Source organism: Streptomyces sp. NPDC042364, assembly GCF_056437585.1.
The window spans coordinates 62,218-87,165 of sequence record NZ_JBWKAJ010000005.1 but is presented as its reverse complement, the minus strand read 5'-3'; the positions used below and the strand labels follow the sequence as shown (position 1 = coordinate 87,165).

26 protein-coding genes and 1 tRNA gene are annotated in these 24,948 nt (G+C 72.2%); 15 read left to right on the top strand and 12 right to left on the bottom strand.

The features are described 5' to 3' along the window. Positions 1 to 148: 148 nt before the first annotated feature. Positions 149 to 1,237, bottom strand: a complete 1,089-nt coding sequence (locus AC067N_RS12175) for a P1 family peptidase (RefSeq protein WP_478678801.1) — start codon at positions 1,235 to 1,237, stop codon at positions 149 to 151. A gap of 55 nt (positions 1,238 to 1,292) precedes the next feature. Continuing rightward, positions 1,293 to 1,643, bottom strand: a complete 351-nt coding sequence (locus tag AC067N_RS12170; protein ID WP_478678800.1) for a hypothetical protein — start codon at positions 1,641 to 1,643, stop codon at positions 1,293 to 1,295. A 235-nt stretch (positions 1,644 to 1,878) separates the two neighbouring features. Between AC067N_RS12170 and AC067N_RS12165 the strand changes: the two genes are divergently transcribed. Then, positions 1,879 to 2,061, top strand: coding sequence for a hypothetical protein (locus tag AC067N_RS12165; RefSeq protein WP_478678799.1), 183 nt, complete (start codon positions 1,879 to 1,881; stop codon positions 2,059 to 2,061). Between the two features lie 28 nt (positions 2,062 to 2,089). Here the strand turns inward: AC067N_RS12165 and mscL are convergent, their stop codons facing one another. From mscL to AC067N_RS12135, 6 genes are all read right to left on the bottom strand, one after another. Further along, positions 2,090 to 2,566 carry a large conductance mechanosensitive channel protein MscL gene (gene mscL / locus AC067N_RS12160; RefSeq protein ID WP_478678798.1) on the bottom strand — a complete coding sequence of 159 codons (477 nt, stop codon included), beginning with the start codon at positions 2,564 to 2,566 and terminating at the stop codon, positions 2,090 to 2,092. Positions 2,567 to 2,689: 123 nt separating this feature from the next. After that, on the bottom strand, positions 2,690 to 3,394 hold the full coding sequence (locus AC067N_RS12155) for a hypothetical protein (RefSeq protein ID WP_478678797.1): 705 nt from the start codon (positions 3,392 to 3,394) through the stop codon (positions 2,690 to 2,692). Positions 3,395 to 3,570: 176 nt separating this feature from the next. After that, a complete protein-coding gene (locus tag AC067N_RS12150; RefSeq protein WP_478678796.1) occupies positions 3,571 to 4,461 on the bottom strand; it encodes an S-methyl-5'-thioadenosine phosphorylase in 891 nt (296 codons plus the stop codon). Positions 4,462 to 4,548: 87 nt separating this feature from the next. Beyond that, a complete protein-coding gene (locus AC067N_RS12145; RefSeq protein ID WP_478678795.1) occupies positions 4,549 to 4,884 on the bottom strand; it encodes an FmdB family zinc ribbon protein in 336 nt (111 codons plus the stop codon). Positions 4,885 to 4,953: 69 nt separating this feature from the next. Further along, positions 4,954 to 6,225: an MFS transporter gene (locus tag AC067N_RS12140; protein ID WP_478678794.1), complete on the bottom strand. Its 1,272-nt coding sequence runs from the start codon at positions 6,223 to 6,225 to the stop codon at positions 4,954 to 4,956. A 296-nt stretch (positions 6,226 to 6,521) separates the two neighbouring features. Continuing rightward, entirely contained in the window at positions 6,522 to 8,123 is a 1,602-nt protein-coding gene (locus AC067N_RS12135) for a potassium/proton antiporter (protein ID WP_478678793.1), read from the bottom strand. A gap of 233 nt (positions 8,124 to 8,356) precedes the next feature. Between AC067N_RS12135 and AC067N_RS12130 the strand changes: the two genes are divergently transcribed. Beyond that, positions 8,357 to 11,203: a penicillin acylase family protein gene (locus AC067N_RS12130; RefSeq protein WP_478678792.1), complete on the top strand. Its 2,847-nt coding sequence runs from the start codon at positions 8,357 to 8,359 to the stop codon at positions 11,201 to 11,203. Positions 11,204 to 11,291: 88 nt separating this feature from the next. On the opposite strand, the gene AC067N_RS12125 is transcribed toward AC067N_RS12130, so the two are convergent. Further along, positions 11,292 to 11,900, bottom strand: coding sequence for a 5-formyltetrahydrofolate cyclo-ligase (locus AC067N_RS12125; protein ID WP_478678791.1), 609 nt, complete (start codon positions 11,898 to 11,900; stop codon positions 11,292 to 11,294). A gap of 102 nt (positions 11,901 to 12,002) precedes the next feature. On the opposite strand from AC067N_RS12125, the gene galU reads away from it, so the two are divergent. The 7 genes from galU to AC067N_RS12090 all read left to right on the top strand — a co-directional run bounded on the left by galU (position 12,003) and on the right by AC067N_RS12090 (position 17,811). After that, positions 12,003 to 12,905 (top strand): UTP--glucose-1-phosphate uridylyltransferase GalU, encoded by a 903-nt coding sequence (gene galU, locus AC067N_RS12120; protein ID WP_478678790.1) that lies wholly within the window; start codon positions 12,003 to 12,005, stop codon positions 12,903 to 12,905. 5 nt (positions 12,906 to 12,910) lie between these two features. Continuing rightward, positions 12,911 to 14,233: a molybdotransferase-like divisome protein Glp gene (glp, locus tag AC067N_RS12115; protein WP_478678789.1), complete on the top strand. Its 1,323-nt coding sequence runs from the start codon at positions 12,911 to 12,913 to the stop codon at positions 14,231 to 14,233. 130 nt (positions 14,234 to 14,363) lie between these two features. Then, positions 14,364 to 14,846 (top strand): cyclic pyranopterin monophosphate synthase MoaC, encoded by a 483-nt coding sequence (moaC, locus tag AC067N_RS12110; RefSeq protein WP_478678788.1) that lies wholly within the window; start codon positions 14,364 to 14,366, stop codon positions 14,844 to 14,846. Continuing rightward, positions 14,843 to 15,457: a MogA/MoaB family molybdenum cofactor biosynthesis protein gene (locus AC067N_RS12105; protein ID WP_478678787.1), complete on the top strand. Its 615-nt coding sequence runs from the start codon at positions 14,843 to 14,845 to the stop codon at positions 15,455 to 15,457. The genes moaC and AC067N_RS12105 overlap by 4 nt, the downstream gene beginning before the upstream one ends. Before the next feature lie 20 nt (positions 15,458 to 15,477). Further along, on the top strand, positions 15,478 to 16,116 hold the full coding sequence (locus AC067N_RS12100; RefSeq protein ID WP_478679114.1) for a GNAT family N-acetyltransferase: 639 nt from the start codon (positions 15,478 to 15,480) through the stop codon (positions 16,114 to 16,116). A 222-nt stretch (positions 16,117 to 16,338) separates the two neighbouring features. After that, on the top strand, positions 16,339 to 17,613 hold the full coding sequence (sepX, locus tag AC067N_RS12095) for a divisome protein SepX/GlpR (RefSeq protein WP_478678786.1): 1,275 nt from the start codon (positions 16,339 to 16,341) through the stop codon (positions 17,611 to 17,613). A gap of 124 nt (positions 17,614 to 17,737) precedes the next feature. After that, a tRNA-Ala gene (locus AC067N_RS12090) sits at positions 17,738 to 17,811 on the top strand. A gap of 50 nt (positions 17,812 to 17,861) precedes the next feature. Here the strand turns inward: AC067N_RS12090 and AC067N_RS12085 are convergent. After that, positions 17,862 to 18,254 (bottom strand): hypothetical protein, encoded by a 393-nt coding sequence (locus AC067N_RS12085; RefSeq protein ID WP_478678785.1) that lies wholly within the window; start codon positions 18,252 to 18,254, stop codon positions 17,862 to 17,864. Positions 18,255 to 18,326: 72 nt separating this feature from the next. Further along, positions 18,327 to 18,803, bottom strand: coding sequence for a GNAT family N-acetyltransferase (locus tag AC067N_RS12080; RefSeq protein WP_478678784.1), 477 nt, complete (start codon positions 18,801 to 18,803; stop codon positions 18,327 to 18,329). Positions 18,804 to 18,870: 67 nt separating this feature from the next. Here AC067N_RS12080 and AC067N_RS12075 point away from each other — a divergent pair, with 67 nt between their 5' ends. Both AC067N_RS12075 and AC067N_RS12070 read left to right on the top strand, forming a co-directional pair. Beyond that, on the top strand, positions 18,871 to 19,695 hold the full coding sequence (locus tag AC067N_RS12075) for an exodeoxyribonuclease III (RefSeq protein ID WP_478678783.1): 825 nt from the start codon (positions 18,871 to 18,873) through the stop codon (positions 19,693 to 19,695). 102 nt (positions 19,696 to 19,797) lie between these two features. After that, positions 19,798 to 20,157 (top strand): hypothetical protein, encoded by a 360-nt coding sequence (locus AC067N_RS12070; protein WP_478678782.1) that lies wholly within the window; start codon positions 19,798 to 19,800, stop codon positions 20,155 to 20,157. A 144-nt stretch (positions 20,158 to 20,301) separates the two neighbouring features. Here the strand turns inward: AC067N_RS12070 and AC067N_RS12065 are convergent, their stop codons facing one another. Next, positions 20,302 to 20,943 (bottom strand): MerR family transcriptional regulator, encoded by a 642-nt coding sequence (locus AC067N_RS12065; protein ID WP_478679113.1) that lies wholly within the window; start codon positions 20,941 to 20,943, stop codon positions 20,302 to 20,304. Between the two features lie 202 nt (positions 20,944 to 21,145). Here AC067N_RS12065 and AC067N_RS12060 point away from each other — a divergent pair, with 202 nt between their 5' ends. The 4 genes from AC067N_RS12060 (at position 21,146) to AC067N_RS12045 (ending at position 24,899) form a co-directional block, all read left to right on the top strand. Then, positions 21,146 to 22,747 carry a flavin-containing monooxygenase gene (locus tag AC067N_RS12060; RefSeq protein WP_478678781.1) on the top strand — a complete coding sequence of 534 codons (1,602 nt, stop codon included), beginning with the start codon at positions 21,146 to 21,148 and terminating at the stop codon, positions 22,745 to 22,747. Beyond that, the gene (locus tag AC067N_RS12055; RefSeq protein ID WP_478678780.1) at positions 22,744 to 23,682 is read left to right on the top strand and encodes an alpha/beta fold hydrolase; all 939 of its coding nucleotides are present in this window, start codon (positions 22,744 to 22,746) and stop codon (positions 23,680 to 23,682) included. Before AC067N_RS12060 ends, AC067N_RS12055 begins: the two co-directional genes overlap by 4 nt. Then, the gene (locus AC067N_RS12050; protein WP_478678779.1) at positions 23,679 to 24,584 is read left to right on the top strand and encodes an SDR family oxidoreductase; all 906 of its coding nucleotides are present in this window, start codon (positions 23,679 to 23,681) and stop codon (positions 24,582 to 24,584) included. The genes AC067N_RS12055 and AC067N_RS12050 overlap by 4 nt, the downstream gene beginning before the upstream one ends. Positions 24,585 to 24,665: 81 nt before the next feature. After that, entirely contained in the window at positions 24,666 to 24,899 is a 234-nt protein-coding gene (locus tag AC067N_RS12045; RefSeq protein ID WP_478678778.1) for a hypothetical protein, read from the top strand. The last annotated feature ends 49 nt before the right edge of the window (positions 24,900 to 24,948 follow it).

The window sequence follows — 24,948 nt, the reverse complement described above, 5'->3', positions numbered from 1 at the left end:
GCATCACGTGACAGAACCGGGACAATTGCCTCCCCCGGACCCCGCGCCCCACCCCTCCGACACTTGTCCGGGTACGCCTGCCACGCCCTGGACGACGGCCGCGCCGACTACGCGGCGAGAAGGCCCCCGGCCCGGTGGACGGAGCCGGTCACGAGTCCCCGTGGGCGTCCCCGTACAACTCCCCGTACGACGGCCACATCCCGCCCGGTCCGTCCACCGACTCGGCCGCCCGTACCGCCCGTACGATCGCCCGCGTCACCAAGTCGGCGCTCGCCGCGAGGAGTTCGTTGAGGGCGAGCGGGCCGGACTCCGGGGGGAGCGGACGGGCGCCCGTGGCCAGGGTGAACACCGTGTCGCCGTCGTTCAGCAGATGCACGGGCCGCACGGCGCGGGCGATGCCGTCGTGCGCCGTGCCGGCGACCTTCCGGGCCTGGGCGCGGGTCAGATCGGCGTCGGTCGCGACGACGGCCAACGTGGTGTTCAGCGGGGGAGGCGCGTTCTTCGCGGTGGCCCCGGCGATCCTGCGCCGCGCGGCCTCATGGACCTGCGCCGCCGGATACGCCGCCCGCCCCTGGAACAACTCCCCGTACAGCGCGCCCGTCTCCGGATCCATCACCGACCCGGCGGCGTTGGCCACCACCAGCGCGGCCACCGTGATCCCCGAGCCGAGCACGGTGCTCGCGGTCCCCACACCGCCCTTCAGCACCCCGGCCGTCGCCCCCGTCCCGGCGCCCACGCAGCCCTCCGCCACCGGCGCGCCGAGCCCGCTCACGGCCGCCGCCTCGACCGCCGCCCGGCCGGTGGCCGCGTCCGGTCTGGCCCGGAAGTCGCCGCCCCGGCCCAGGTCGAAGACGCAGGCCGCCGGCACGACCGGCACGACATGCGCCGGATCGGGGCCGACCCGTATCCCGCGCCGGTGCTCCTCCAGCCAGGCCATCACGCCCGACGCCGAGTCCAGTCCGTACGCGCTGCCGCCGGTCAGTACCACCGCCTCGACCTTCTGGACCAGGTTCCGCGGGTCGAGCGCGTCCGTCTCCTTGGTGCCGGGCCCGCCTCCGCGTACATCCACGGCCGCGACCGCTCCGCCCTCCGGAGCCAGCACGACGGTGGTACCGGTCAGCCAGCCGCCGCCGGACCGGGTGGCGTGCCCGACCCGCAGCCCGAGCACGTCGGTCAGGGCGTCCACGGGGCGGGGACGGTCGGAGGTCCCGGGGGTGCCGGAGGTCTCGGGTGTCATGTGTGTCCTTGTCTGCGACCGGGTGCGAGCGTGTCGGACTGTGGCTGTGGCTCCCTCAACCCTGACCGGGCGCGGCGGTCCTGGCCCCCTCCGCACCGGCCGTACGTGCCGTGAACGCCACGCCGGTCGCCACCGTTCCCGCCGCCACGGCGCCCGCCGCCAGAACCGCCCAGTGACCCAGGAACGTGCACAGCACCACCGCCAGCGCGGCCAGTGGCAACACGGCCTGCTGCCCGTGCTCGTCGAGCGGCGACGCGACGCGGTGGGCCTCCCCGCGCCCACGGGCGACGAGCCGGCGCATCGGGGGCCGGTCGGCACCGGGGGGAGAGGCGGAAGCCGTGGCCGGGGCGGAGCCCGGGTCGGGTTCCCGCGCCGGGGGCGACGAGGGCGTGGAACTGGACGTCATGGCGCCAAGCACACCAGAGAAGCCGGGGGAATTCTCGCCCGCGAGTACATGAGTGCGCGTGCGGGCCGGGGGAGTGCGCGGAGGGGTCCGGTCACCGGCCCGGGCCGGGCACGGGAGCGTCCGGTGACCGGCTCGACCGGCGTACGGGAGCACCGGGCGAGCGGCTCGGGCGGTGGGTGGGGGTGTCCGGCGACTGGGCTGGGGGCGTTCACGCGGGGGCCCGTACCCTGGAGGCATGAGCAGCGATCCCGCCCCCGAGCCGCGTGACCCCAAGGCCGCGCTGGTCTTCGACGACCCGCTGAGCCGGCCCTCGTCCGACGACACGGACCACGGCTGGGGCGAGCGGCCCGGCGACGGCGGCGACGGCGCGGCCGACCTCAAGCGCTTCCTCGACGAGAAGCCGCCCCACCACCTCTGACATCGCCGGACGTGCGCCGTGCGACTGGTTACTCGCGGTCGTGGCCCGAGCCGCGCTGGGCCACCAGGGCGTCGCGGATCTCCTTCAGGACCTCCAGCTCCGTCACCTCGATGATCTCGTGGGTGCCCTCCTTCGCCTTCCGGCGGGCCTCCTGGCGGGCCAGGTACTTGGCCATGGGCAGGACCATCAGGAAGTAGACGACGGCCGCGGTGATGACGAAGCTCAGGGTGGCGCCGAGAACCGAACCCCAGGCGATCTGGATGCCCGTCGTCACGGTGCCGTCCGCGGCGACCACACAGGGGGCCTTCAGACAACTGGCGTAGCTGTCGAGGTCCTTGGTGCCGAACGCCCCCACCAGAGGGTTGATGACGCCCTTCACCACGGAGTTGACGATGTTCGTGAAGGCCGCGCCGATGACCACGGCGACGGCCAGGTCGACGACGTTCCCCCGCATCAGGAAGGCCTTGAAGCCCTCCCAGACACTCGGCTCCTTCTTCTCGCTCACCACGAGGCCTCTCTGCGCTGGTTGTGGGACAAACGACTCCGCAACCTACGTCAGGGCGCGCCCCGGCCGTCCCCTGGGGTCCCACCGACGAGGGACCTGACGTGCGGGCCGGGCCCAGGGGCCTCACCACAGGGTCACCGCCAGGCGGGACGTCGCGCCCGCGCCGGCCAGGCGGGCCGCCGTGGCGCGCGGGACGGACAGGACCACCAGGGCGCCGCTCTCCGTGGCGCTGGCCGACGGCACCTTGGTGACGCGGGCGCCTCGCGCGACCACTCGTGCGTCGCCGCCCTGGGCTGACTCCTCCGCAGCGATCACGTCGACGCGGTCGCCGGGGCGCAGAAGCCGGACCGTCGCGCCGTCGGCGATGCGTACCGGCGCGGTCACCGTCCCGGTGGCGGCCCGCCGCTCGGGGACGGGGCCGGCCACGGGGTGCCCCCTGACCCGTTCCGCATCCCTCGGCCCCGCTCCCGCCGCCAGCAGGGCGGCGGCGGTCACCGCCAGACCGGCCGCCACGGCCCGCCGCCGGCAGCGGGCGAGGCGCCGCAACCGCTGTGCCCCGCCCCGTACCCGCAGCGGGGCGAAGTGCGGGACCTCGCAAGGGGGAGGCGCGTCCGTGCCGGGCGGCCCGGCGGCCCAGGAGGGCGGGCCGGCGGACGCGGATCCGGATGCGTGCGAGGACGAGACCGGCGGCGTGGACGCGAAGCGGGACGAGTGCGCGGACGAAGGGCGGGGGGAGGGAGGGGACGAGGCACGCGACGAGGCACGGGACGAGGGGGCGTGGGACGAGGGGGCGTGGGGCGAGGGGGCGTGGGACGAGGCACGGGACATGGGGTCACCACCTGCTGTGTGAGATCGGCTCGCGGTCCCACGATGAGGCTTCACGGCCCCGCCCGCTGCGGCCTGTGGATCATCCACCGACTGTGGAAAACCGCGCCACCCGAACGAGGTGTTCCGCCCCGGCCCTCCCCGCAGTACCGGCCCTCATGCCTCCCCGACCACCCCCGTCACGGCAGCTCGAACCCCGGCTCCATCCCGCCCAGCGCCTTCGTGCACAGGCAGTCGCGGGTGTCGGTGGCCGGCAGCGCGGTGATCGTGTCGAACAGGACGCCGCGGAGGCGGTCGATGTTCGCGGCGAAGACCTCGAGGACCTCCTCGTGGGAGACGCCCTCGCCGGTCTCGGCGCCGGCGTCGAGGTCGGTGACGAGGGTCAGGGAGGTGTAGCAGAGCTCCAGCTCGCGCGCGAGGATCGCCTCGGGGTGGCCGGTCATGCCGACGACGGACCAGCCCTGGGCCTGGTGCCAGAGGGACTCCGCGCGGGTGGAGAAGCGGGGGCCCTCCACGACGACGAGGGTGCCGCCGTCCACGGGTTCCCAGTCACGGCCGCGGGCCGCTTCGAGGGCGGCCCTGCGCCCGGCGGGGCAGTACGGGTCGGCGAGCGAGACATGGACGACGTTGGGGATGGTGCCGTCGGGCCGGGGCAGGCCGTCGAAGTACGTCTGCTCCCGGGACTTCGTACGGTCCACCAGCTGGTCCGGCACGAGAAGCGTGCCGGGGCCGTACTCCGGGCGCAGTCCGCCCACCGCGCACGGGCCGAGTACCTGGCGCGCTCCCACGGCGCGCAGGGCCCACAGGTTGGCGCGGTAGTTGATGCGGTGCGGCGGCAGATGGTGGCCGCGGCCGTGGCGCGGGAGGAAGGCGACCCGGCGGCCGGCGATCTCGCCGAGGAAGAGCGAGTCGCTCGGCGGCCCGTAGGGGGTGTCCACCTGTATCTCGGTCACGTCGTCGAGGAAGGAGTAGAACCCCGAACCCCCGATGACACCGATCTCCGCCCGGCCGGCCCCCGACGCTCGCGTCGACGTGGCCACCGCGTTGCCCAGCTGCTCCGTGTTCGCCATGCCCGCACCCTAACCGGGCGGGGGGACGCCGCAGACCCTGCCGTCGGTGTACGACGGCAGGGTCCGGAAGGAAGCGCTGCGGGAGTGCTACGCGGCGGAGCTGCTGCTGGCCGAGGACGACGACCCCGAGGACGACGACCCCGAGGACGACGACGACTTCGCGTCGGAGGACGACGTCGAGGACGCGGCCTTCGAGTCCGAGGAGGACGACGACTTCGACGACGCCGGGCTGCTGCTCGACGACGAGCCGCGGCTGTCGTTGCGGTAGAAGCCGGAGCCCTTGAAGACGATGCCGACCGCGGAGAACACCTTCTTGAGGCGGCCGTTGCAGCTGGGGCACTCGGTCAGGGCGTCGTCGGTGAACTTCTGCACCGCTTCGAGGCCCTCACCGCATTCGGTGCACTGGTACTGGTACGTCGGCACTGGTCTTCCTCCTGGCACTCTCACTCGATGAGTGCTAACGACGATCCATAGTGACCTATTCCCCGGCCATCAGTCCACTGTCACCGGCACTCGGTGACCGACGACACGCGCGACGGTACGGCTCCGGGGCCGCGCCACCAGCCGTGAACGCAGCGCCAGCAGGGTGACCAGGGCCAGGGCCGTACCGGCCATCGGCACCAGGAACCCGGCGCCGCCCCACAGCCGGTCCTCCAGCTGTCCGGCGGCCGTGACGGCGGCCGCCTGGCCGAGCGCGACCGCGCCGGTCAGCCAGGTGAACGCCTCGGTGCGGGCGCCCGCCGGGACCAGGCTCTCCACCAGGGTGTAGCCGGTGATCAGCGCGGGCGCGATGCACATGCCGACCAGGAGTCCCAGGGCGGCGAGCACGACGACGGAGTCGGCGGTCCACAGGGCGGAGGCCGCCAGCGCGAGGGCCGCGTACCCGGCGATCAGGCGCCGCCTGGGGGTCGCCTTCCACGCGATCGCGCCGCAGACGATGCCGGAGAGCATGTTGCCGGCGGCGAAGACGCCGTAGAGGACGCCGTTCATGCCGGGTTCGCCGATGGACTCGCTGAAGGCGGCGAGCGAGACTTGCATACCGCCGAAGACGGAGCCGATGCCCAGGAAGGCGGCGATCAGGACGCGCACACCGGGAACCGACAGCGCGGAGACGCGCTCGGCACGTGCGTGGGCCACGGGGACGACCTCGGGCTGGGTGCCCCGCTGCGCGGCGAAGAGCAGCCCGCCGACCAGCGTGAGCGTGGCCTCGGTGAGCAGACCGGCGGCCGGGTGCACGGCCGTGCACAGCGCCGTCGCCAGCAGCGGGCCGAGGACGAAGGTCAGCTCGTCCGTGACGGACTCGAAGGCCGCCGCGGTGGACATCAGGGGCGAGTCCTTGAGCCTGACGCCCCAGCGGGCCCGCACCATGGGCCCGACCTGCGGCACCGAGGCGCCGGTCGGCACGGCGGCCGCGAACAGCGCCCACAGGGGCGCGTGGGCGAGCGCCAGCGCCGTCAGGGAGAGGGCCGCCGCGCCGTGCACGAGGATGCCCGGGAGCAGGACCGCGCGCTGACCGTAGCGGTCGGCGAGACGGCCGGTGTACGGGGCGAACAGCGCCATGGAGACACCGGTCACTGCGGCGACGGCGCCGGCCGCCCCGTACGAGCCGGTGGTGTGCTGCACCAGCAGCACGATGGAAAGCGTCAGCATCGCGAACGGCTGGCGTGCCGCGAAGCCGGGGAGGAGGAACGTCCACGCGCCGCGGGTGCGCAGCAGCTGCCCGTATCCCGGGCGGGACGTCTTCGAGGTGACCGTGGATGCCACGGCCCGTGCCTTTCCGCCGCCTGGTAGCGCGGTCCCCCTGCGCGAGGGGCCGGGCGCCGAGAGCTGTCCTCTTGCGCTACTGCGGTAGATGCCGACGCCCACGGAAGGGGGCGATCCGGCCGCCATACGGTCGCGCCAGCTCTGCGTCAGGCAGAGTTGGTCCGATCAAGTGCGCCTTCATCGTACAGGGGGAACCGGCCATCCCCCCTGTGAAAATGAGCACTATCGGCGGCCAGGCCTCCGAATCCGGATGGTGTGAACGCTTCGAAACCTGTTCTTAACGACCGGATCCGCTCCTAACGGCCTGATCCGCCGTCGCCGTTCCCCGTGCCCAGCCATCCGGCCAGCTTGCCGCCCTGGCCGACGGCCCTCAGCCGGCGTTCCGCGCTGTCGCGGACGGGGTCGGTGGCGACGACGAGGAGCTCGTCTCCGCGGCGCAGCACGGTCGTCGGCAGGGGCACGAAGGAGGTCCCCTCGCGGACGACGAGGGTGACGGCCGCGCCCGCGGGCAGCCGCAGCTCGTTGACCTCGACGCCGTGCATCCGGGACTTCTCCGGGATGGCGACGGACAGCAGATGGCCGCGCAGCCGCTCCAGGGGGGCCGATTCGATGCCCAGGTCGGCGGCCTCGTCGCCGCTGCCGCCGAGCCGCAGCTTGCGGGCCAGCCAGGGCAGGGTCGGCCCCTGGACCAGGGTGTAGACGACCACCAGCACGAAGACGATGTTGAAGATCCGTCGGCTGTCCTCGACGCCGCTCACCATCGGGATGGTCGCCAGGATGATGGGCACCGCGCCGCGCAGTCCGGCCCACGACAGCAGCGCCTGCTCCCGCCAGGGCACCCGGAACGGCGCCAGGGCGACGACGACGCTCAGCGGTCGCGCCACCATGGTGAGCACCAGGCCGATGACGAGCGCGGGCCAGATGTCGCCGCCCATCTCGTGGGGGGTGACGAGCAGGCCGAGCAGGACGAACATGCCGATCTGGGCGATCCAGCCGACGCCTTCGGCGAAGCCGCGGGTGGCCGGCCAGTGCGGCAGCTTGGAGTTGCCGAGCACCATGGAGGCCAGGTAGACGGCGAGGAAGCCGCTGCCGTGGGCGAGCGCGCCGGCCGCGTAGGCGGCGACGGCGATGGCCATGACGGCGATCGGGTAGAGGCCGGAGGCGGGCAGGGCGACGTGCCTGAGGCCCCAGGAGCCCAGCCAGCCCATCGCGAGGCCGATGGCGGCGCCGATCACCAGCTCCAGGGCTATCACGCCGATCAGGGTGTACCAGTGCTCGACCGGTCCGGCCGTGGAGAGCGCGGCGACGAGGATGACCACGGGGGCGTCGTTGAAGCCGGACTCGGCCTCCAGGGTGCCCGTCAGGCGCGCGGGGAGGGGGATCTTGCGCAGCACGGAGAAGACGGCCGCCGCGTCCGTGGAGGACACCACCGCGCCGATGATGAGCGCCTGCCGCCACTCCAGCCCGATCAGGTAGTGCGCGCCCGTGGCCGTGACACCCACGCTCACCGCGACCCCCACCAGCGCCAGCGTGCTGGCGGCCGGCAGGGCCGGCTTGATCTCCTTCCACTTCGTGCCGAGGCCGCCCTCCGCCAGGATCACGACGAGGGCCGCGTAGCCGATGACCTGGGTCAGTCCGGCGTTGTCGAAGTGGATGTCCCCGATGCCGTCCTGGCCCATGGCGATGCCGATGCCCAGGTAGACGAGCAGGCTGGGGAGCCCGCTGCGCGACGAGATCCGGACCGCGGCCACCGCGACCAGGAGGACGAGCGAGCAGACGAGCAGGAGCTGGTTGAGGTCATGGACAGTCAGAGGGTCGTACCTTTCTCGCCGAACCGCACGTGGTTCCAGGTGGTGGGCTGCCGAGCACCTGAAGCGGGCACGTGTGCGTGAGGGCATGCGAAGCCGATCACGGGAACCGTGCTGACCGGGTTACTTCAGTGCAAGTACTTCGTTACCTTACCTAACTCTTGACGATTTCTTGACGCTTGCGAGGGCATGATCGAGCGTCCGTCCGTGCCAGTTCCCGACTCCGCGTCAAGTCGTGTCGGGCCCTGCGCCTATGGTTGCTCCAGCGTTCAGTACAAAGCACAGCCCGACCTGCCGCTCGTGTTAGGACAGCAAGGACAGCGATGCCCCCCAACACCACCGCCTCCTCCGGCCAGCAGTCCGGCAAGTCCGGCAGGAAGAAGGGGCGCAAAGTACGCCTTCTCCTGATCATCCTGGTTCTGGCCCTCATCGGCGGCGTCGGCTTCGGGGCGTTCTGGTCCATCAGCACGGTCCGCGCCTCGTTCCCGCAGACCAAGGGCTCCATAACCCTGGAGGGCCTGTCGGGCCCGGTCGACGTCAAGCGCGACGACTACGGGATCCCGCAGGTCTACGCCTCCACCGACGAGGACCTGTTCATGGCGCAGGGGTACGTCCAGGCGCAGGACAGGTTCTACGAGATGGACGTGCGCCGTCACATGACGGCCGGCCGCCTCTCGGAGATGTTCGGCGAGGGCCAGGTCGACAACGACGAGTTCCTGCGCACCCTCGGCTGGCACCGTGTCGCCGAGGAGGAGTACAAGTCGAAGCTCTCGGCCGGGACGAAGAAGTACCTCGACGCGTACGCCAAGGGGGTCAACGCCTACCTCGCCGGCAAGGACGGCGAGGAGATCTCCCTGGAGTACGCGGCCCTCGGCTTCGCCAACGACTACAAGCCCGAGGAATGGACCCCGATCGACTCCCTGGCCTGGCTGAAGGCCATGGCCTGGGACCTGCGCGGCAACATGCAGGACGAGATCGACCGCGCCCTGATGACCAGCCGCCTCGGCCCCAAGCAGATCGCCGACCTGTACCCGCAGTACCCGTACGACCGGAACAAGGCGATCGTCCAGGAGGGCTCGTACGACGAGCTCACCGAGACCTGGACCGACGGCTCGGGGACCTCGCAGACCCCCGGCGGCTCCACGCAGGGCACGGGCGGCACCGGCACCGGCGGCACGGGGACCGGCACCGGCGGCACGGGGACCGGCACGGGCGGCACGGGGACCGGCGGCACCGGGACGGGCGCGGGCACCGCGGGCGCCTCCTCCGGTTCCTCGGCCGTCCAGACCCAGCTGACCGGCCTCTACGAGGTCCTGGAGGACCTGCCCGAGGCCGTCGGCGTGAACGGCAACGGCATCGGCTCCAACTCCTGGGTCGTCTCCGGCAGCCACACCATCACCGGCAAGCCGCTGCTCGCCAACGACCCGCACCTGTCGGCCTCGCTGCCCTCCGTCTGGTACCAGATGGGCCTGCACTGCAAGTCCGTCTCCCAGAAGTGCCAGTACGACGTCGCCGGCTACACCTTCGCCGGGATGCCCGGCGTGGTCATCGGCCACAACCAGAACATCTCCTGGGGCATGACCAACTCCGGCGTCGACGTCACCGACCTGTACCTGGAGAAGCTCACCGGCGACGGCTACCAGTTCGGCAGCAAGGTGCTGCCGTTCGAGACCCGCGAGGAGACCATCCAGGTCGCCGGCGGCTCCGACAAGAAGATCGTCGTCCGCACCACCAACAACGGGCCCCTGCTGTCGGACCGCAGCAGCGAACTCGTCCAGGTCGGCAGGAAGGCAACCGTCGACCGGGACGCCCCCGACCGCGGCGACGGCTACGGCATCGCCCTGCGCTGGACCGCGCTGGAGCCCGGCACCACCATGGACGCCGTCTTCGCGATGAACAAGGCCGCGGACTGGAACGGCTTCCGCCGCGCAGCGGCCCTGTTCGACGTGCCCTCGCAGAACCTGATCTACGCCGACACCAAGGGCCACATCGGCTACCAGCTGCCCGGAAAGATCCCCACCCGCGGCAAGGGCGACGGCTCGGTGCCCGCGCCCGGCTGGGACGCCGGGTACCGCTGGAACGGCTACATCGACCAGGACGAACTGCCCTACGAGTACGACCCGGACCGCGGCTACATCGTCACCGCCAACCAGGCCGTCGTCGACGAGAAGTACCCGTACACGCTCACCACCGACTGGGGCTACGGCACACGCGCGCAGCGCATCACCAGCCTGATCGAGTCGAAGATCAAGGGCGGCGGGAAGATCTCCACCGAGGACATGCGCCAGATGCAGATGGACAACAGCAGCGAGATCGCCAAGCTGCTGGTGCCGCTGCTGCTGAAGATCGACGTCGAGGACAAGCACGTCCGCGAGGCGCAGAAGCTCCTGGAGGGCTGGGACTACACCCAGGACGCCGACTCGGCGGCCGCCGCGTACTTCAACTCCGTCTGGCGCAACATCCTCAAGCTCGCCTTCGGCAACAAGCTGCCCAAGGAACTGCGGGTCAAGGGCCAGTGCCTGTCGGTCGAGCCGGTCGACAGCACCGGGCCCGCCGACGAGGACCGCCGGGTGCGCGAGTGCGGCAGGCGCGACGCCGACCAGGCCCAGCCGGACGGCGGCGACCGCTGGTTCGAGGTGGTCCGCCGGATCATCGACGACCAGGACAACGACTGGTGGTCCACGCCGGCGCTCCGCAACCAGAAGGCCGCCGACACCCGTGACGAGCTGTTCGCGCGGGCCATGCGCGACGCCCGCTGGGAGCTGACCGCCAGGCTCGGCAAGGACATCGACACCTGGAGCTGGGGCCGGCTGCACCGCCTGTTCCTGAAGAACCAGACGCTCGGCACCGAGGGCCCCGGATTCCTGAAGTACATGCTCAACCGCGGCCCCTGGAAGCTCGGCGGCGGCGAGGCCACGGTCAACGCCAGCGGCTGGAACGCGGCGGGCGGCTACGAGGTCGTGTGGGTGCCGTCGATGCGGATGATCGTGAACCTCGGGAACCTCGACAAGTCCAAGTGGATCAACCTCACGGGTGCGTCCGGGCACGCGTACAACGCGCACTACACGGACCAGACCGCCAAGTGGGTCAAGGGCGAACTGCTGACGTGGTCCTTCTCCAGCAAGGCGGTCCAGGAGAACACGAGCGACACGCTGCTGCTGAAGCCATGACCGGCTGATCACGAAAGCGGCCCCCGCACGTGCGGGGGCCGCTTTCACGTTCCGGCCGCGCGGGCGCCCGGTCAGCGCGGGCGCCCGGTCACCGGAAGCGGCGCACCCCGGAGGGGGTCACCGCCGCGTGCACCGGCCGGTCGTGCGGTTCCCCGGGGACCAGGTCCACGACCTCCGTGTCGTACAGCAGCACCACCAGGGCCGGGTCGGCGCCCGCGCGCTCCAGGCGGGCGAGGACGCGGTCGTACGAGCCGCCGCCCCTGCCCAGCCGCATCCCGCGCGCATCCACGGCGAGCCCCGGGAGGAGCACGGCGTCGGCGGTGGTCACGGCGTCGGGGCCGAGGCGCTCGCCGACGGGCTCCAGAAGGGCCATACGGCCGCCGCCGTGCCGCACGCCCGCGAGGGAGCCCTCTCCCTCGTACACGCCCCAGTCGAGGTCGTTGTCCGGCAGGAGGACCGGCAGCAGGACGCGCACCCCGCGGGCGCGCAGCGCGTCGAGGAGCGCGAGGGTGCCGGGTTCGCGCCCCACGGAGACGTACGCCGCGACCGTACGCGCGTGCGCCAGCTCGGGCAGGTCGAGCGCCCGCCCGGCGAGGAGCTCCGCCGTTTTCCTGACGTCATCGTCTGTCAATCCGTTCCTCACCGCGAGGAACTCTCTGCGCAACGTTCGCTTGGGAGGCTCCGCTTCACGACCCATCTGACTCACAGGTTGCCCTAGTACCCTTCTAATCTGCTCATATGAGAGCGAATTGACCGGAGCCACAGATTCTTCATAAAGGCACCGGATATGGTTGCGGACATGACTGAGGCGAACCCCAGGATCAGTAAGGCTGTCATTCCCGCCGCGGGTCTCGGCACTCGCTTTCTCCCGGCCACCAAAGCCACTCCGAAGGAGATGCTGCCGGTCGTGGACAAGCCGGCGATCCAGTACGTGGTCGAAGAGGCGGCGGCCGCGGGGCTCGACGACGTCCTGATGATCACCGGACGCAACAAGCGCCCCCTCGAGGACCACTTCGACCGCAACCACGAGCTCGAGTCGGCCCTGGAGAAGAAGGGCGACGGCAGCAGGCTCTCCAAGGTCCAGGAGTCCAACGACCTCGCGACGATCCACTACGTACGCCAGGGCGACCCCAAGGGCCTCGGCCACGCCGTCCTGTGCGCCGCGCCCCACGTGGGGAACGAGCCCTTCGCGGTCCTCCTCGGCGACGACCTCATCGACCCCCGCGACCCGCTCCTGAAGCGCATGGTCGAGGTCCAGGAACAGCACGGCGGCAGCGTCATCGCGCTCATGGAGGTCGCCCCCGAGCAGATCCACCTCTACGGGTGCGCCGCCGTCGAGAGCACCGAGGACGGCGACGTCGTCAAGGTGACGGGCATGGTCGAGAAGCCCGACCCGGCCGACGCCCCGTCGAACTACGCGATCATCGGCCGCTACGTCCTCGCCCCGCAGATCTTCGAGGTCCTGCGCAAGACGGAGCCGGGCCGCGGCGGCGAGATCCAGCTCACCGACGCCCTGCAGCAGCTCGCCGCGGACGAGAAGGTCGGCGGTCCCGTGCACGGCGTCGTCTTCAAGGGCCGCCGCTATGACACCGGGGACCGTGGCGACTACCTGCGTGCCATTGTCAGACTCGCATGCGAACGTGAAGACCTGGGCCCGGACTTCCGGACCTGGCTTCGCAGCTTCGTAGCCGAGGAGATGTAGCCACTTTGAGCAGCGCCGCGACCCGCGCCACCGGCCGGGACCACCTGTGGTCGGTGACCGAACACCTGGAGGACGTCCTCGCCACCGTCCGCCCCCTGGAACCCATCGAGCTGCAGCTCCTCGACGCCCAGGGCTGCGTCCTGGTCGAGGACGTCACGGTGCCGGTGTCCCTGCCGCCGTTCGACAACAGCTCCATGGACGGGTACGCGGTGCGGGTCGCGGACATCGCGGGCGCGAGCGAGGAGTTCCCGGCCGTGCTCACGGTCGTCGGGGACGTGGCGGCGGGCGCGGCCGAGCAGCCCCACGTGGGACCCGGCGAGGCCGCCCGCATCATGACCGGTGCCCCCCTGCCGCCCGGCGCCGAGACCGTCGTCCCCGTGGAGTGGACGGACGGTGGCCTCGGTGAGGGGCCCGTCGCCGCGATGCGCGCCCGCAGCGCGAGCCCCGACGGCGCCACCGGCCAGGTCGCCGTCCACCGCGCCGCCGAGGCACGCGCGCACGTTCGGGCGAAGGGCAGCGACGTGAAGGCCGGGGAGCGCGCCCTCACGGCGGGCACGGTCCTCGGCCCGCCGCAGCTCGGGCTGCTGGCCGCCATCGGCCGGGCGTCGGTACGCGTCCGTCCGCGCCCGCGCGTGGTGGTGATCTCCACCGGCAGCGAACTGGTCCCGCCGGGCGAGCGGTTGGGCGCCGGCCAGATCTACGACTCCAACAGCTTCGCCCTCACCGCCGCCGCCCGCGACGCCGGCGCGATCGCCTACCGCGTGGGTGCCGTCGCCGACGACGCCGAGACCCTCCGCTCCACCATCGACGACCAACTCGTCCGCGCCGACCTCGTGGTCACCACCGGCGGGGTCAGCGTGGGCGCGTACGACGTCGTCAAGGAGGCGCTGCAGTCCGTCGCCGACGAGGACGAGGAGGGCGCCGGCATCGAGTTCCGCAAGCTCGCCATGCAGCCCGGCAAGCCCCAGGGCTTCGGCACCATCGGCCCCGACCACACCCCGCTGCTCGCGCTCCCGGGCAACCCGGTGTCGTCGTACGTCTCCTTCGAGCTCTTCGTCCGGCCCGCCATCCGCACCCTGATGGGGCTCGAGGACGTCCACCGTCCGACGGCCACGGCAACCCTCCGGGCACCCAAGGCGCTGACCTCGCCCGCCGGGCGCCGCCAGTTCCTGCGGGGCACCTACGCCGACGGACAGGTCACCCCCGTGGGTGGCGCCGGATCGCACCTGGTCGCGGCCCTGGCGCAGGCCGACGCGCTGATCGTGATCCCCGAGGACGCCGAGTCCGTCGAGCCCGGCACGGAGGTCGAGGTCGTCCTGCTGGGCTGAGAGCCCGCGGCGGCGATCCGCGGCCGCAGCGGTCCTGCTCGGCCGAACCGCCGAGGGTGGCGTACCGTGTCGCGCACAACAGGCCGCGCGCCGCACCGCGACGGGCACCGACCGGGAGCGCCACACCACCATGAGTACGCCGCAGGACCGACTGACCCACATCGACGAGGCGGGCGCCGCGCGCATGGTCGACGTCTCAGGGAAGGACGTGACCGCGCGCACCGCCCGCGCCAGCGGCCGGGTCCTGGTCTCACCGCAGGTGGTCGAACTGCTGCGCGGCGAGGGCGTCCCCAAGGGCGACGCCCTCGCCACCGCGCGCATCGCCGGGATCATGGGCGCCAAGCGCACGCCCGACCTCATCCCGCTCTGCCACCCGTTGTCGGTGTCGGGCGTCAGACTTGACCTGTCGGTCGTGGACGACGCCGTGGAGATCCTGGCCACCGTCAAGACCACCGACCGCACGGGCGTCGAGATGGAGGCCCTCACCGCCGTCTCCGTGGCCGCGCTCACCGTGATCGACATGGTCAAGGCCGTCGACAAGGGAGCGGTCATCACGGACGTACGCGTCGAGGAGAAGACGGGCGGCAAGTCGGGCGACTGGAGCCGGTCATGAGCGACGCCCCGCACCGCGAGACCGTCGGCGCCGCGCACGGCCCCGCCGAGGATGCCCCCGCCGCCTACCGGGCCCTGGTGGTGACCGCCTCCAACCGGGCCTCCGCCGGGGTCTACGAGGACAGGGGCGGGCCGCTGGTCGCCGAAGGGCTGGCGCGGTTCGGGTTCGCCGTGGAGGGGCCGCAGGTGGTGCCCGACGGCGACCCCGTGGAGGCGGCGCTGCGCGCGGGCGTGCACGCCGGGTACGACGTGATCGTGACGACCGGCGGCACGGGCGTCTCGCCCACCGACCGCACCCCCGAGGCCACCCGCGCGGTCCTCGACCACGAGGTGCCCGGCATCCCCGAGGCGATCCGGGCGTACGGCCGGGACAAGGTGCCCACGGCGGCGCTCTCCCGGGGCCTCGCCGGAGTCGCCGGCCGGACCCTGATCGTCAACCTGCCGGGCTCCACCGGCGGCGTACGGGACGGTCTGGCCGTCCTGGAGCCGCTGCTGGCCCATGCCGTCGACCAGATCCGCGGCGGGGACCATCCGGGGCCGAGCGGCGGCGGGGGCGCCTCCGTCACCGAGGGCCACGAGCGACCCTCCGGACACCCCGGGGGTGCGCGCTGAACAGCCCCTCCTGGCCCGTGGTGCTGGTGGACGGCGATGTGGTCCTCCGGCCCATAAGGATGCGCGACCAGCGGGCCTGGCGGGAGGTCAACCGGCGCAACCGGGACTGGCTGCGCCCCTGGGAGGCGACCATCCCGCCGCCCACACCCAGCGGCCCCATCGCGCACCGGCCGACGTACCGTCAGATGGTCCGCCATCTGCGCGCGGAGGCGAACGCGGGCCGGATGCTGCCGTTCGTCATCGAGTACCGGGGGCAGCTCGTCGGGCAGTTGACGGTCGCGGGGATCACCTGGGGCTCGATGTGTTCCGGGCACGTCGGCTACTGGATCGACGAGTCGGTGGCCGGGCGCGGGGTGATGCCGACGGCGGTGGCGCTCGTCGTCGACCACTGCTTCAGAACCGTCGGACTGCACCGCATCGAGGTCTGCATTCGCCCCGAGAACCAGCCCAGCCGGCGGGTGGTGGAGAAACTCGGATTCCGCGAGGAAGGCCTGCGTCCACGATATCTTCACATCGACGGTGCCTGGCGTGACCATCTGGTCTTCGCGCTCACCGCCGAAGAGGTCCCCGAGGGGCTGCTCGGCCGCTGGCGGCGTGAACGGGCGCGGAACCCTCGGAACGCCGGCTCAGACGCGGGCCAGCCGGGACCGCCCCAATAAATGAAATATTTGTTCGAAGAAAGCTGATCGGCCGACGATCGAGTTGAACGAGTCGAAGCGTTCTCCGTGCGTACTCGATTCGGTCTTGATGCGTGAAATTCCCGCTCTCAGCGGCCAGCTGATCGGATCGGTCACAAGAAAAGCTCGAAATATCAGCCAGATCGTGCGACACACCGGCCCAATTGGCAGATGGCCCCATGCAAACCCCTCTACGGTGTGAGCGTGAGCAGCAGCGGCCTCATCTACGCAGTCATCGTCGGGGCCTGGGCCGCCTACTTGGTGCCGATGTGGCTCCGTAGGCAGGACGAGCTGAACGAGGCCCGTCCGACGGAACGCTTCAGCACCGCCATCCGGCTGCTTTCCGGACGGGCGGGCATGGAGCGCCGATACGCCAAGGACCTGCGGGCGCGCTCCGCCGAGGAGGGGGAGCCCGACGCCCACCCGGACGGCGTCACCGACTCGGTGGACGTCCGGGCCTTCGCCATGCCCCCGCACCGGGCGCACACGAAGGCCCAACTCCCGGTGGAGCGCGGCGAGTCACCGCGACCCCCCAAGCAGGCACAGCAGCCGGGGAAACCGGCACCCCAGGGCAAGGCGGCCCCACAGGGGGCGACCGGGGCGCCGGGCGCCGCCCGTGCGAAGCCCCCGGCGCCGTCCTCGCCCTCTCTTTCGCCGTCAGGCATGCAAAGGGGGGGCGCACGCCGGGCGAGTTCGGCGGAGGCCCTGGCGCGGGCCCGGCGCTCGAAGGTGCTGGCGCGCCGACGGCGCACGACCATGATGCTCTTCGTCGCCTTCACTCTCGGCGCGGTGGTCGCCGCGGTCGGCGGACTCGCCCTTCTGTGGGCCCCCGCCGTCCCCGCGGTGCTGTTGAGCGGGTACATCGCGCATCTGCGCCGCCAGGAGCGAAAGCGGTTCGCGTATGTCATGGACCGGCGGCGGGCCGAGGCGGCGGCACAGCAGTTGCGGGAACGGCAGCCCCGGCGGCGGCCGGTCCCCGAAGCGGTGGACGCCGACGAGCCGGAGGACGGGCCGGAGAACGAGGAGACCAGGCCGGACCTGAACGCCCTCGCGGCCGACCGCCGAGCCCTCGTCGAACAGACCGACCACGCCGAGTGGATCGACCAGCAGCGCGAGCGGCAGCGCAAGCCCGGACAGGGCGAGAGCTGGGACCCGGTCCCCGTTCCGCTTCCGACCTATGTCACCGCGCCGGTGGCCCCCCGGGCCACCTCCGGGGTCGACCTCGGCGCACCGGACGCCTGGAGCTCCGCGCGCTCCAGCGCGGCCGACCCGCAGGCGGGCGCACGCGAGGCGGAGTCGGAGCCCGACGCCGAGGAGGACCCGGCCGGCCCCGGGTCCGCCGAGTCCGCGGACGCCCCCGACGGCGGCCGCTCCGACGCCCGCCGCGCCGCGTCGGCACGCCGCTCCCGCGAGCGGGGGCGTACACCGCTCTTCGACCAGTACGAGGACGGCGACCGCCCCCGCGCGGCCAACGAGTGACCCCCGGCGCCGCGGTCCTCCCGCTCCCTGACCAGCCACGAGCCGGCCGGAAGCCGATCGGCGGCCCACCGGGAACGGATTTCCAAGCAGCCGGATGGGGATGCTAGAGTTTCACTCGTTGCAAGGGCCTGTGGCGCAGTCCGGTAGCGCACCTCGTTCGCATCGAGGGGGCCAGGGGTTCAAATCCCCTCAGGTCCACGCAGCTCAGAGCCCCCAGTGGTATCACCACTGGGGGCTCTGACGTGTTGTCAGCCGGTTGCCGTGGGTTCGGCGGACGGCGGGGCGGTGATCGCGTCGAAGTAGGGCCAGCCGTCCAGTTCGACGGTGTGGGCGGACGGGGAGCGGTCCAGGGCGGGGGACGCGGCGTCCAGGAGGCGGCGGACCGTGGCGGGCTCGTACAGGTTGAGCCAGGTGTGGTCCGGGAGGCGGACCAGGTCGCCGGCCGCGAAGTAGCAGTTGGAGACGACCCGGTTCTCGGCCGGGGCGAAGAGCAGGACCAAACGGCGGCGCCGGGGACCCTCGGGGTAGAGGGTGAGCTTCAGGCGGCAGTGGCCGTGGACGCGGTGGGGGCGTTGGCGGACCGTCCAGAGCCAGGTGGTGTCACCCACGACCATGCGGCGCAGTCGGCGGTTGTCTTTCACGGGGCCACGGTAGGGTCGCGGGGCCGCGGCGGCACCGGGATTCTCGCGCCGCCGGGTCCGGCCCCGTTCCGCTCACAGCGGCTTGGCGAAGCACAGGCTCAGTTCGTGGAAGCGGTAGTAGCCGAACTTGGCGCAGGGTTCGTAGCCGCTGGAGGTGTAGAGGGCGACGGCCTCGGGCTGCTTGGTGCCGGTTTCGAGGACCATGCGCGTACGGCCCGCCGCGCGGGCGTCGGCCTCCAGCTCGCCCAGGATGCGGCGGGCCAGCCCCAGACCTCGGGCCGCGGGAGTGACGTACATGCGCTTGATCTCGGCGTCCCCGTCCAGGTAGCCCTCGTCGTTGGCGTCCTGGGACCGCCACCCGCCCGTCGCGACCGGTCTGGCCAGGCCGTCGTAGGCGATCAGATACAGCCCGGCCGGCGGCGTGAAGTGCGCGGGATCGACATGGGTGGCGTCCCCGCCGTCGCCGTAGCGGACGTGGTACTCGGCCTGGACCTCGTCGTTCAGCTTGACGGCGTCGGGATGGTCGAAGGGCATGGGACGGATAATCATGTCGTGGATCGTACAACTATGCAGGCGTAGGGGATGAGCGGTCTCGTCGGAAACTGGACCCAGTCCAATGTACGGGTATCGTGCACCGGTGCTCACTGTGACCTCTGTGAATGTGAACGGGCTCCGGGCCGCCGCGAAGAAGGGCTTCGTGGAGTGGCTCGGCGGGACCTCCGCGGATGTGCTGTGCCTCCAGGAGGTGCGTGCCGAGCCCGGACAGCTGCCCGAGGCGGTGCGGCAGCCCGACGGGTGGCACGTCGTGCACGCGCCGGCCGCCGCCAAGGGGCGCGCGGGGGTGTCGCTGTACAGCCGGCGTGAACCGGACCGGGTGCGGGTGGGTTTCGGGTCGGCCGAGTTCGACGCCGCCGGGCGCTATGTCGAGGCCGACCTGCCCGGTGTCACCGTGGCGAGCCTCTACCTGCCCTCGGGTGAGGTCGGGACCGAGCGCCAGGACGAGAAGGTCCGGTTCATGGGGGAGTTCCTCGCCTATCTGAAGGAACTGCGCGAGCGGGCCGCCGCCGACGGGCGCGAGGTCGTCGTGTGCGGCGACTGGAACATCGCCCACCGCGAGGCCGACCTCAGGAACTGGCGCGGCAACGTCAGGAACTCCGGCTTCCTCCCGGAGGAGCGGGAGTGGCTCAGCCGCGTCTTCGACGAGACCGACGGCGGCTATGTCGACGTCGTACGCGCCCTGCACCCCGACGTCGAGGGGCCATACACCTGGTGGTCGTACCGGGGGCGGGCCTTCGACAACGACACCGGCTGGCGCATCGACTACGAGGTGGCCACCCCCGGCCTCGCCCGCAAGGCGGTCAAGGGGTTCGTGGAGCGGGCGGCCACGCATGCGGAGCGGTGGTCGGACCACGCGCCGGTGACCGTCGTCTACGACCTCTGACGCCGTCTGAGTACGAGACGGTGGGGTGTTGAGTACGCGACCTCAGGCCGCAGGGGCTCCGGCAGGCGAGTATCGACGACAACCTGTCGGAAGGGCACCCAAGTGGACTCCCACACCAACGCGACTCTCTACAGCCCGTGGAAGCCGGCACCCCCGCCGCGCCGGACGGGTGTGCGACTGCTGGCGGGCTTGCTGTGGGGCATCACGATGATGTCGATGGTCTGGCTGGCAGTCCTGGTCGGCCTGGCGGCGCTGGGGGGTGCGGCGGCAGGTGCGCCGATGGGCGCCTCGCTGCCGGACTGCCTGCTGGGCGTGGCCGGTGCGGCCGCCGTGCTGGGTGCGATGGCCTTCGCGCCGGGTGTCCGCCGCATGGAGCTGCCGCATCGCATGCTTCTGCTGGGCGTGATCGCCTGCCCGGGCCCTGTCGTGCTGGTGGTGTGGACCTGGTTCAGCATCGGCTGACCGTCCCGCCCGCGGCCCGTCCCCGGGCGCGACGCAGTGGCGCGGTATCGCCACCGCCACGAGAAGACCGCGACCGTCCACCCGGCCGGACCCCACATCGCCGGCACCTTCCTGTGGTCCGCCCGCTGATCCGAACCAAAGCACCTAAGGGTTGTCCCCCCGCCCCGCCTGGCGCAGGCGCCGGTCCAGGGCCATCGAGAGTTCCGCCTCCGCCACGCTCTTCGCCAGGGGCCGCAGGCGTTCCAGGTCCTCGGGGGTGCGGTCGGGATGGTTGAGGATGAGGTCGGTGAAGAGGGCGGCCAGGGCCTCGGCGTGGGTGCGGACCCGGCGGCCGGCGGTGAGGATGTCGGCCAGGGGGATGCCCTCGCGGACCAGGGCTGCGGAGACGTCGAGCAGGCGGCGGCTGATGTGGACGATCTCGCCCCCGTCGGTGGCGAGGTAGCCGAGGTCGAGGGCGGCGGAGAGGTTCTCGGGGGTCGCCTGGTCGCCGAAGTGGTCGGCGAGGGCCTCGGGGGTGAGGCGCACGGGGGTTTCCTCGGTGGGGGCGCCGAGGCCCAGCAGCTCGCCCACGTCGCGGCCCTGGTCGAAGGCCTCGGCGAGTTCCGCGATGCCGTTCAGGGTGTGGCCGCGGTCCAGCAGCGCCGAGATCGTGCGCAGCCGGGCCAGGTGCGTGTCGTCGTACCAGGCGATACGGCCCTCGCGGCGGGGTGGCGGGATCAGTCTGCGCTCCCGGTAGAAGCGCAGGGTGCGTACGGTGATGCCGGCCTCCCTGGCCAGCTCCTCCATGCGGTACTCGCGTCGCTCGCCGTCTGCTGCCACAGGGGAAGCCTATGTTGTACCGCCGGTAACTTGGCAGCGCCCGACCCCTACCCATCGGTACGGTCCTGCCCTAGTCTCGCCATTGCGCCAGTGATTACTGGCGTGGACATGAGGTGCGGACGCAAGGTGCGGACGCGGTGGCGCACGCGATGAGGCGTGGAGGTACCGGATGGCCGAGCACGGACACGGGCACGAACATGAGCAGGGGCACGAGGACGGCGGCGGGGGTGAGTCCTTGCCCCCGCATGTCCGGGTGGCGGTGATCGGGGCCGGGTTCGGCGGGCTCGGCGCCGCCGTACGGCTGCGGCGGGAAGGGATCACCGACTTCGTCGTGCTGGAACGGGGCGGCTCGGTCGGCGGCACCTGGCGGGACAACGACTATCCGGGGTGTGCCTGCGACGTGCCGTCGCACCTGTACTCGTTCTCGTTCGCGCCCAATCCGGACTGGCCGCGCACCTTCTCCGGGCAGGAGCACATCCGGGCGTATCTGGAGCACGTCACCGATGTCTTCCGGCTCCGGCCGCACATCCGTCTGCACTCCGAGGTCAAGCGGATGAGCTGGGACGGTGAGCGGCTGCGCTGGGAGATCGAGACCAGCGGCGGGCGGCTCTCCGCCGACGTCGTCGTCTCCGCCACCGGGCCGCTCTCCGACCCCAAGGCCCCCGACGTCCCCGGTATCGACTCCTTCCCGGGCAGGGTGTTCCACTCCGCGCGCTGGGACCACGGCTACGACCTGCGCGGCAAGCGGGTCGCGATGGTCGGGACGGGCGCCTCGGCGATCCAGATCGTGCCGGCGATCCAGCCCGAGGCCGGCCGGCTGACCCTCTTCCAGCGGACCCCGCCCTGGGTGCTGCCCCGTGTCGACCGCGACATCAGCCGCGCCGAGCGATGGCTGCACCGGCAGCTGCCCTTCACCACGCAGGCCCGGCGCGGGCTGCTGTGGGGCATCCGGGAGCTCCAGGTGCAGGCCTTCACCAAGCGCCCCGAACAGCTTGGCCTGGTCGAGCGGATGGCCCGGCGGAACATGGCACGGGCGGTCAAGGACCCCGCGCTGCGCGCCAAGCTGACCCCCGACTACCGCATCGGCTGCAAGCGGATCCTGCTGTCGAACACCTACTATCCGGCGCTCACCCGGCCGAACGTCGACGTGGTCGCCTCCGGGCTCGCCCGCGTCGACGGCTCCACGCTCGTCGCGGCCGACGGGACCACCGCCGAGGCCGACGCGATCGTCTTCGCCACCGGGTTCCATGTCACCGACATGCCCATCGCCGACCGGGTGGTGGGTGCCGACGGCCGTACCCTCGCGGAGTCCTGGGCCGACGGCGGGATGCGGGCGCTGCGCGGGGCGTCGGCCGCCGGGTTCCCGAACTGGATGACGATCATCGGGCCCAACACGGGCCTCGGGAACTCCAGCATGATCCTGATGATCGAGTCCCAGCTGAACTACATGGCGGACTATCTGCGGCAGTTGGACGTCCTCGGCGGCCGGGTCGCCCTCGACGCCAGGACCGACGCCGTGGACGCCTGGAACCTGCGCGTGCAGAAGCGCATGGAGCGGACCGTGTGGAACACCGGCGGCTGCACCAGCTGGTACCTCGACGCGCACGGCCGCAACACGACCATCTGGCCCGGCACCACCACGGAGTTCCGCGGCGCCACCCGGCGCGTGGACCTCGCCGAGTACGAGGTGCTGCGGGTGCCGGGGTCCGGTCCGGGGAAGACCCGGGGGACGACCGCGACCGAGGCGACGAAGGTGGAGGCCGGAGCGTGACCCGACTGACCCATGTGAAGCACGGGCCCTACGCCCCGCCCGTCGCCGTACGGGAGTTGACGGCCGTGTCCGCCGACGGCGCCCGGCTGCACGTCGAGATCCACGGCCCCGACGACGCGCCCGCGGTGGTGCTGGTGCACGGCTGGACCTGCTCGACCGCGTTCTGGGCGGCGCAGATCCGGGACCTGGCCGCCGACCACCGGGTGATCGCCTACGACCAGCGCGGCCACGGGCGCAGCCCCGCCGCCGCCCTGTGCAGCACGGACGCCCTCGCGGACGACCTGGAGGCGGTGCTCGCGGCGACGCTCGCGCCCGGCGAGAAGGCCGTGCTCGCCGGACACTCCATGGGCGGGATGACGCTGATGGCGGCCGCGGGGCGGGCCGGTGTCCGGGAGCACGCGGCGGCGGTGCTGCTGTGCAGCACCGGCAGTTCGAGGCTGGTCTCCGAGGCGCTCGTGGTGCCCGGTCGCGCCGGACGGGTGCGCACCTGGCTCACCCGCAAGGTCCTCGGCTCGCGGGCGCCGCTCGGGCCGGTCACACCGGTGGCCCGGCGGATCCTCAAGTACGCCACCATGGGCCCCGGTTCGTCGCCGGTGATGGTCGAGGCGTGCGCGCGGATCGTGCACGCGTGTCCGGCGCGGGTGCGGCACGCCTGGTCGAAGGTCCTCGACACGCTCGACCTCGACCACGGTGTACGGGAGTTGACGGTGCCGGCCGCGGTCCTGGTGGGCACGGCGGACCGGATGACCCCGCCGGTGCACTCGCGGACGCTGGCCGCCGCGCTGCCGGACTGCGTGGGCGTGACCGAGCTGACCGGTGTCGGGCACATGTCGCCGGTGGAGGCACCGGAGGCGGTGACCGCCCGGATACGCGGGCTGGTGACGGCGTACGGACCACGGACCGAGCGGGACGAGCTGGAGGAGGCGGACGCATGAGCAGGGGCGGCAGCAGGGGCAACGCCCTGGAAGGTCGGGTCGCGGTGGTCACCGGGGCGGCGCGGGGCGTCGGGGAACTCCTCGCCCGCAAGCTCTCGGTGCGCGGGGTGAGGGTCGCGCTGGTCGGGCTGGAGCCGGACGAACTCAAGCGGGTCTCCGAACGCCTCTACGGCGAGAACGAGTTCTGGCACGCCGACGTCACCGACCACGAGGCCATGACGCGGGTCGCCGCCGAGGTGAAGGAGCGCTTCGGCCGGGTGGACATCGTGGTCGCCAACGCGGGCGTCGCCAACGGCGGGCCCTTCGTCGACTCCGACCCCGACGCCTGGCGGCGGGTCATCGAGGTCAACCTCGTCGGATCGGCCGTCACCGGACGGGCGTTCCTGCCCGCGCTGGTGGAGAGCCGGGGCTATCTGCTGCAGATCGCCTCCCTCGCCGCGATCACACCGGCGCCGATGATGACGGCGTACTGCGCGTCCAAGGCGGGCGTCGAGGCGTACGCGCACAGTCTGCGGGCCGAGGTCGGGCACAAGGGCGTGGGCGTCGGCGTCGCGTATCTGTCATGGACCGACACGGACATGGTGCGCGGGGCCGATCAGGAGCACGCCATGCGGGAGTTGCGCGAGCGGCTGCCGTGGCCGGCCGGCAAGACCTATCCGCTGGGGCCGGCCGTCGACCGGATCGTCGCCGGGATCGAGCGGCGGTCCGGGCATGTCTACGGGCAGTGGTGGCTGCGGGGGATGCAGGGCGTGCGCGGGTATCTGCCGGGGCTGATCGGGGCTTTCGGGCCGCGTGAGGTGCGGCGGTTCGAGGGGCGGCTGCGGGGGGTGCCGACCGGGCTCGTGGGGGCGGGCGGGGCGGCCGACGAGCGGGAGCGCCGGGTGGCCGGTGACCGTGAGTGAGTGATCGAAATGCGTGGGTTGTCCGCCCGTGTTTGTCTGGTCGAGGCCCGATCCCCTCACCCAGTACGGGAGTGAAACCACATGGGCATGAAGGACCAGTTCCAGGAGAAGACCGAGCAGCTCAAGCACCAGGCGCGGCAGAAGGCCGGGCGGACTCCGGAGGAGTCGCGGCGGCCGTCCCCGGAGGAGCGCGCGCGTCAGGAGCGTGAGCGGGCTCAGCAGCAGCCTGGGCAGCGCGGGCGTCAGCCCGAGAGCGAGCGTGAGCGCGATCTGCGTGACGCCGACGACCGGTTCCAGCCGGACTACGACATCTGAGTCGAGCGTCCGCTGAGGTCCTGAAAGGGGCGCCCTCTTCACCGAGGGC

Coding starts and splice junctions, on each gene's coding strand:
- AC067N_RS12125 (WP_478678791.1), bottom strand. CDS start 11,900: ATGGGTCGTGAAGCGGAGCCTCCCAAGCGAACGTTGCGCAGAGAGTTC.
- AC067N_RS12050 (WP_478678779.1), top strand. CDS start 23,679: ATGAGCAGGGGCGGCAGCAGGGGCAACGCCCTGGAAGGTCGGGTCGCG.
- AC067N_RS12150 (WP_478678796.1), bottom strand. CDS start 4,461: ATGGCGAACACGGAGCAGCTGGGCAACGCGGTGGCCACGTCGACGCGA.
- AC067N_RS12175 (WP_478678801.1), bottom strand. CDS start 1,237: ATGACACCCGAGACCTCCGGCACCCCCGGGACCTCCGACCGTCCCCGC.
- AC067N_RS12130 (WP_478678792.1), top strand. CDS start 8,357: ATGCCCCCCAACACCACCGCCTCCTCCGGCCAGCAGTCCGGCAAGTCC.
- AC067N_RS12165 (WP_478678799.1), top strand. CDS start 1,879: ATGAGCAGCGATCCCGCCCCCGAGCCGCGTGACCCCAAGGCCGCGCTG.
- AC067N_RS12060 (WP_478678781.1), top strand. CDS start 21,146: ATGGCCGAGCACGGACACGGGCACGAACATGAGCAGGGGCACGAGGAC.
- AC067N_RS12135 (WP_478678793.1), bottom strand. CDS start 8,123: ATGCCCTCACGCACACGTGCCCGCTTCAGGTGCTCGGCAGCCCACCAC.
- AC067N_RS12045 (WP_478678778.1), top strand. CDS start 24,666: ATGGGCATGAAGGACCAGTTCCAGGAGAAGACCGAGCAGCTCAAGCAC.
- AC067N_RS12155 (WP_478678797.1), bottom strand. CDS start 3,394: ATGTCCCGTGCCTCGTCCCACGCCCCCTCGCCCCACGCCCCCTCGTCC.
- AC067N_RS12170 (WP_478678800.1), bottom strand. CDS start 1,643: ATGACGTCCAGTTCCACGCCCTCGTCGCCCCCGGCGCGGGAACCCGAC.
- galU (WP_478678790.1), top strand. CDS start 12,003: ATGACTGAGGCGAACCCCAGGATCAGTAAGGCTGTCATTCCCGCCGCG.
- AC067N_RS12065 (WP_478679113.1), bottom strand. CDS start 20,943: ATGGAGGAGCTGGCCAGGGAGGCCGGCATCACCGTACGCACCCTGCGC.
- moaC (WP_478678788.1), top strand. CDS start 14,364: ATGAGTACGCCGCAGGACCGACTGACCCACATCGACGAGGCGGGCGCC.
- AC067N_RS12080 (WP_478678784.1), bottom strand. CDS start 18,803: ATGATTATCCGTCCCATGCCCTTCGACCATCCCGACGCCGTCAAGCTG.
- AC067N_RS12075 (WP_478678783.1), top strand. CDS start 18,871: ATGTACGGGTATCGTGCACCGGTGCTCACTGTGACCTCTGTGAATGTG.
- AC067N_RS12105 (WP_478678787.1), top strand. CDS start 14,843: ATGAGCGACGCCCCGCACCGCGAGACCGTCGGCGCCGCGCACGGCCCC.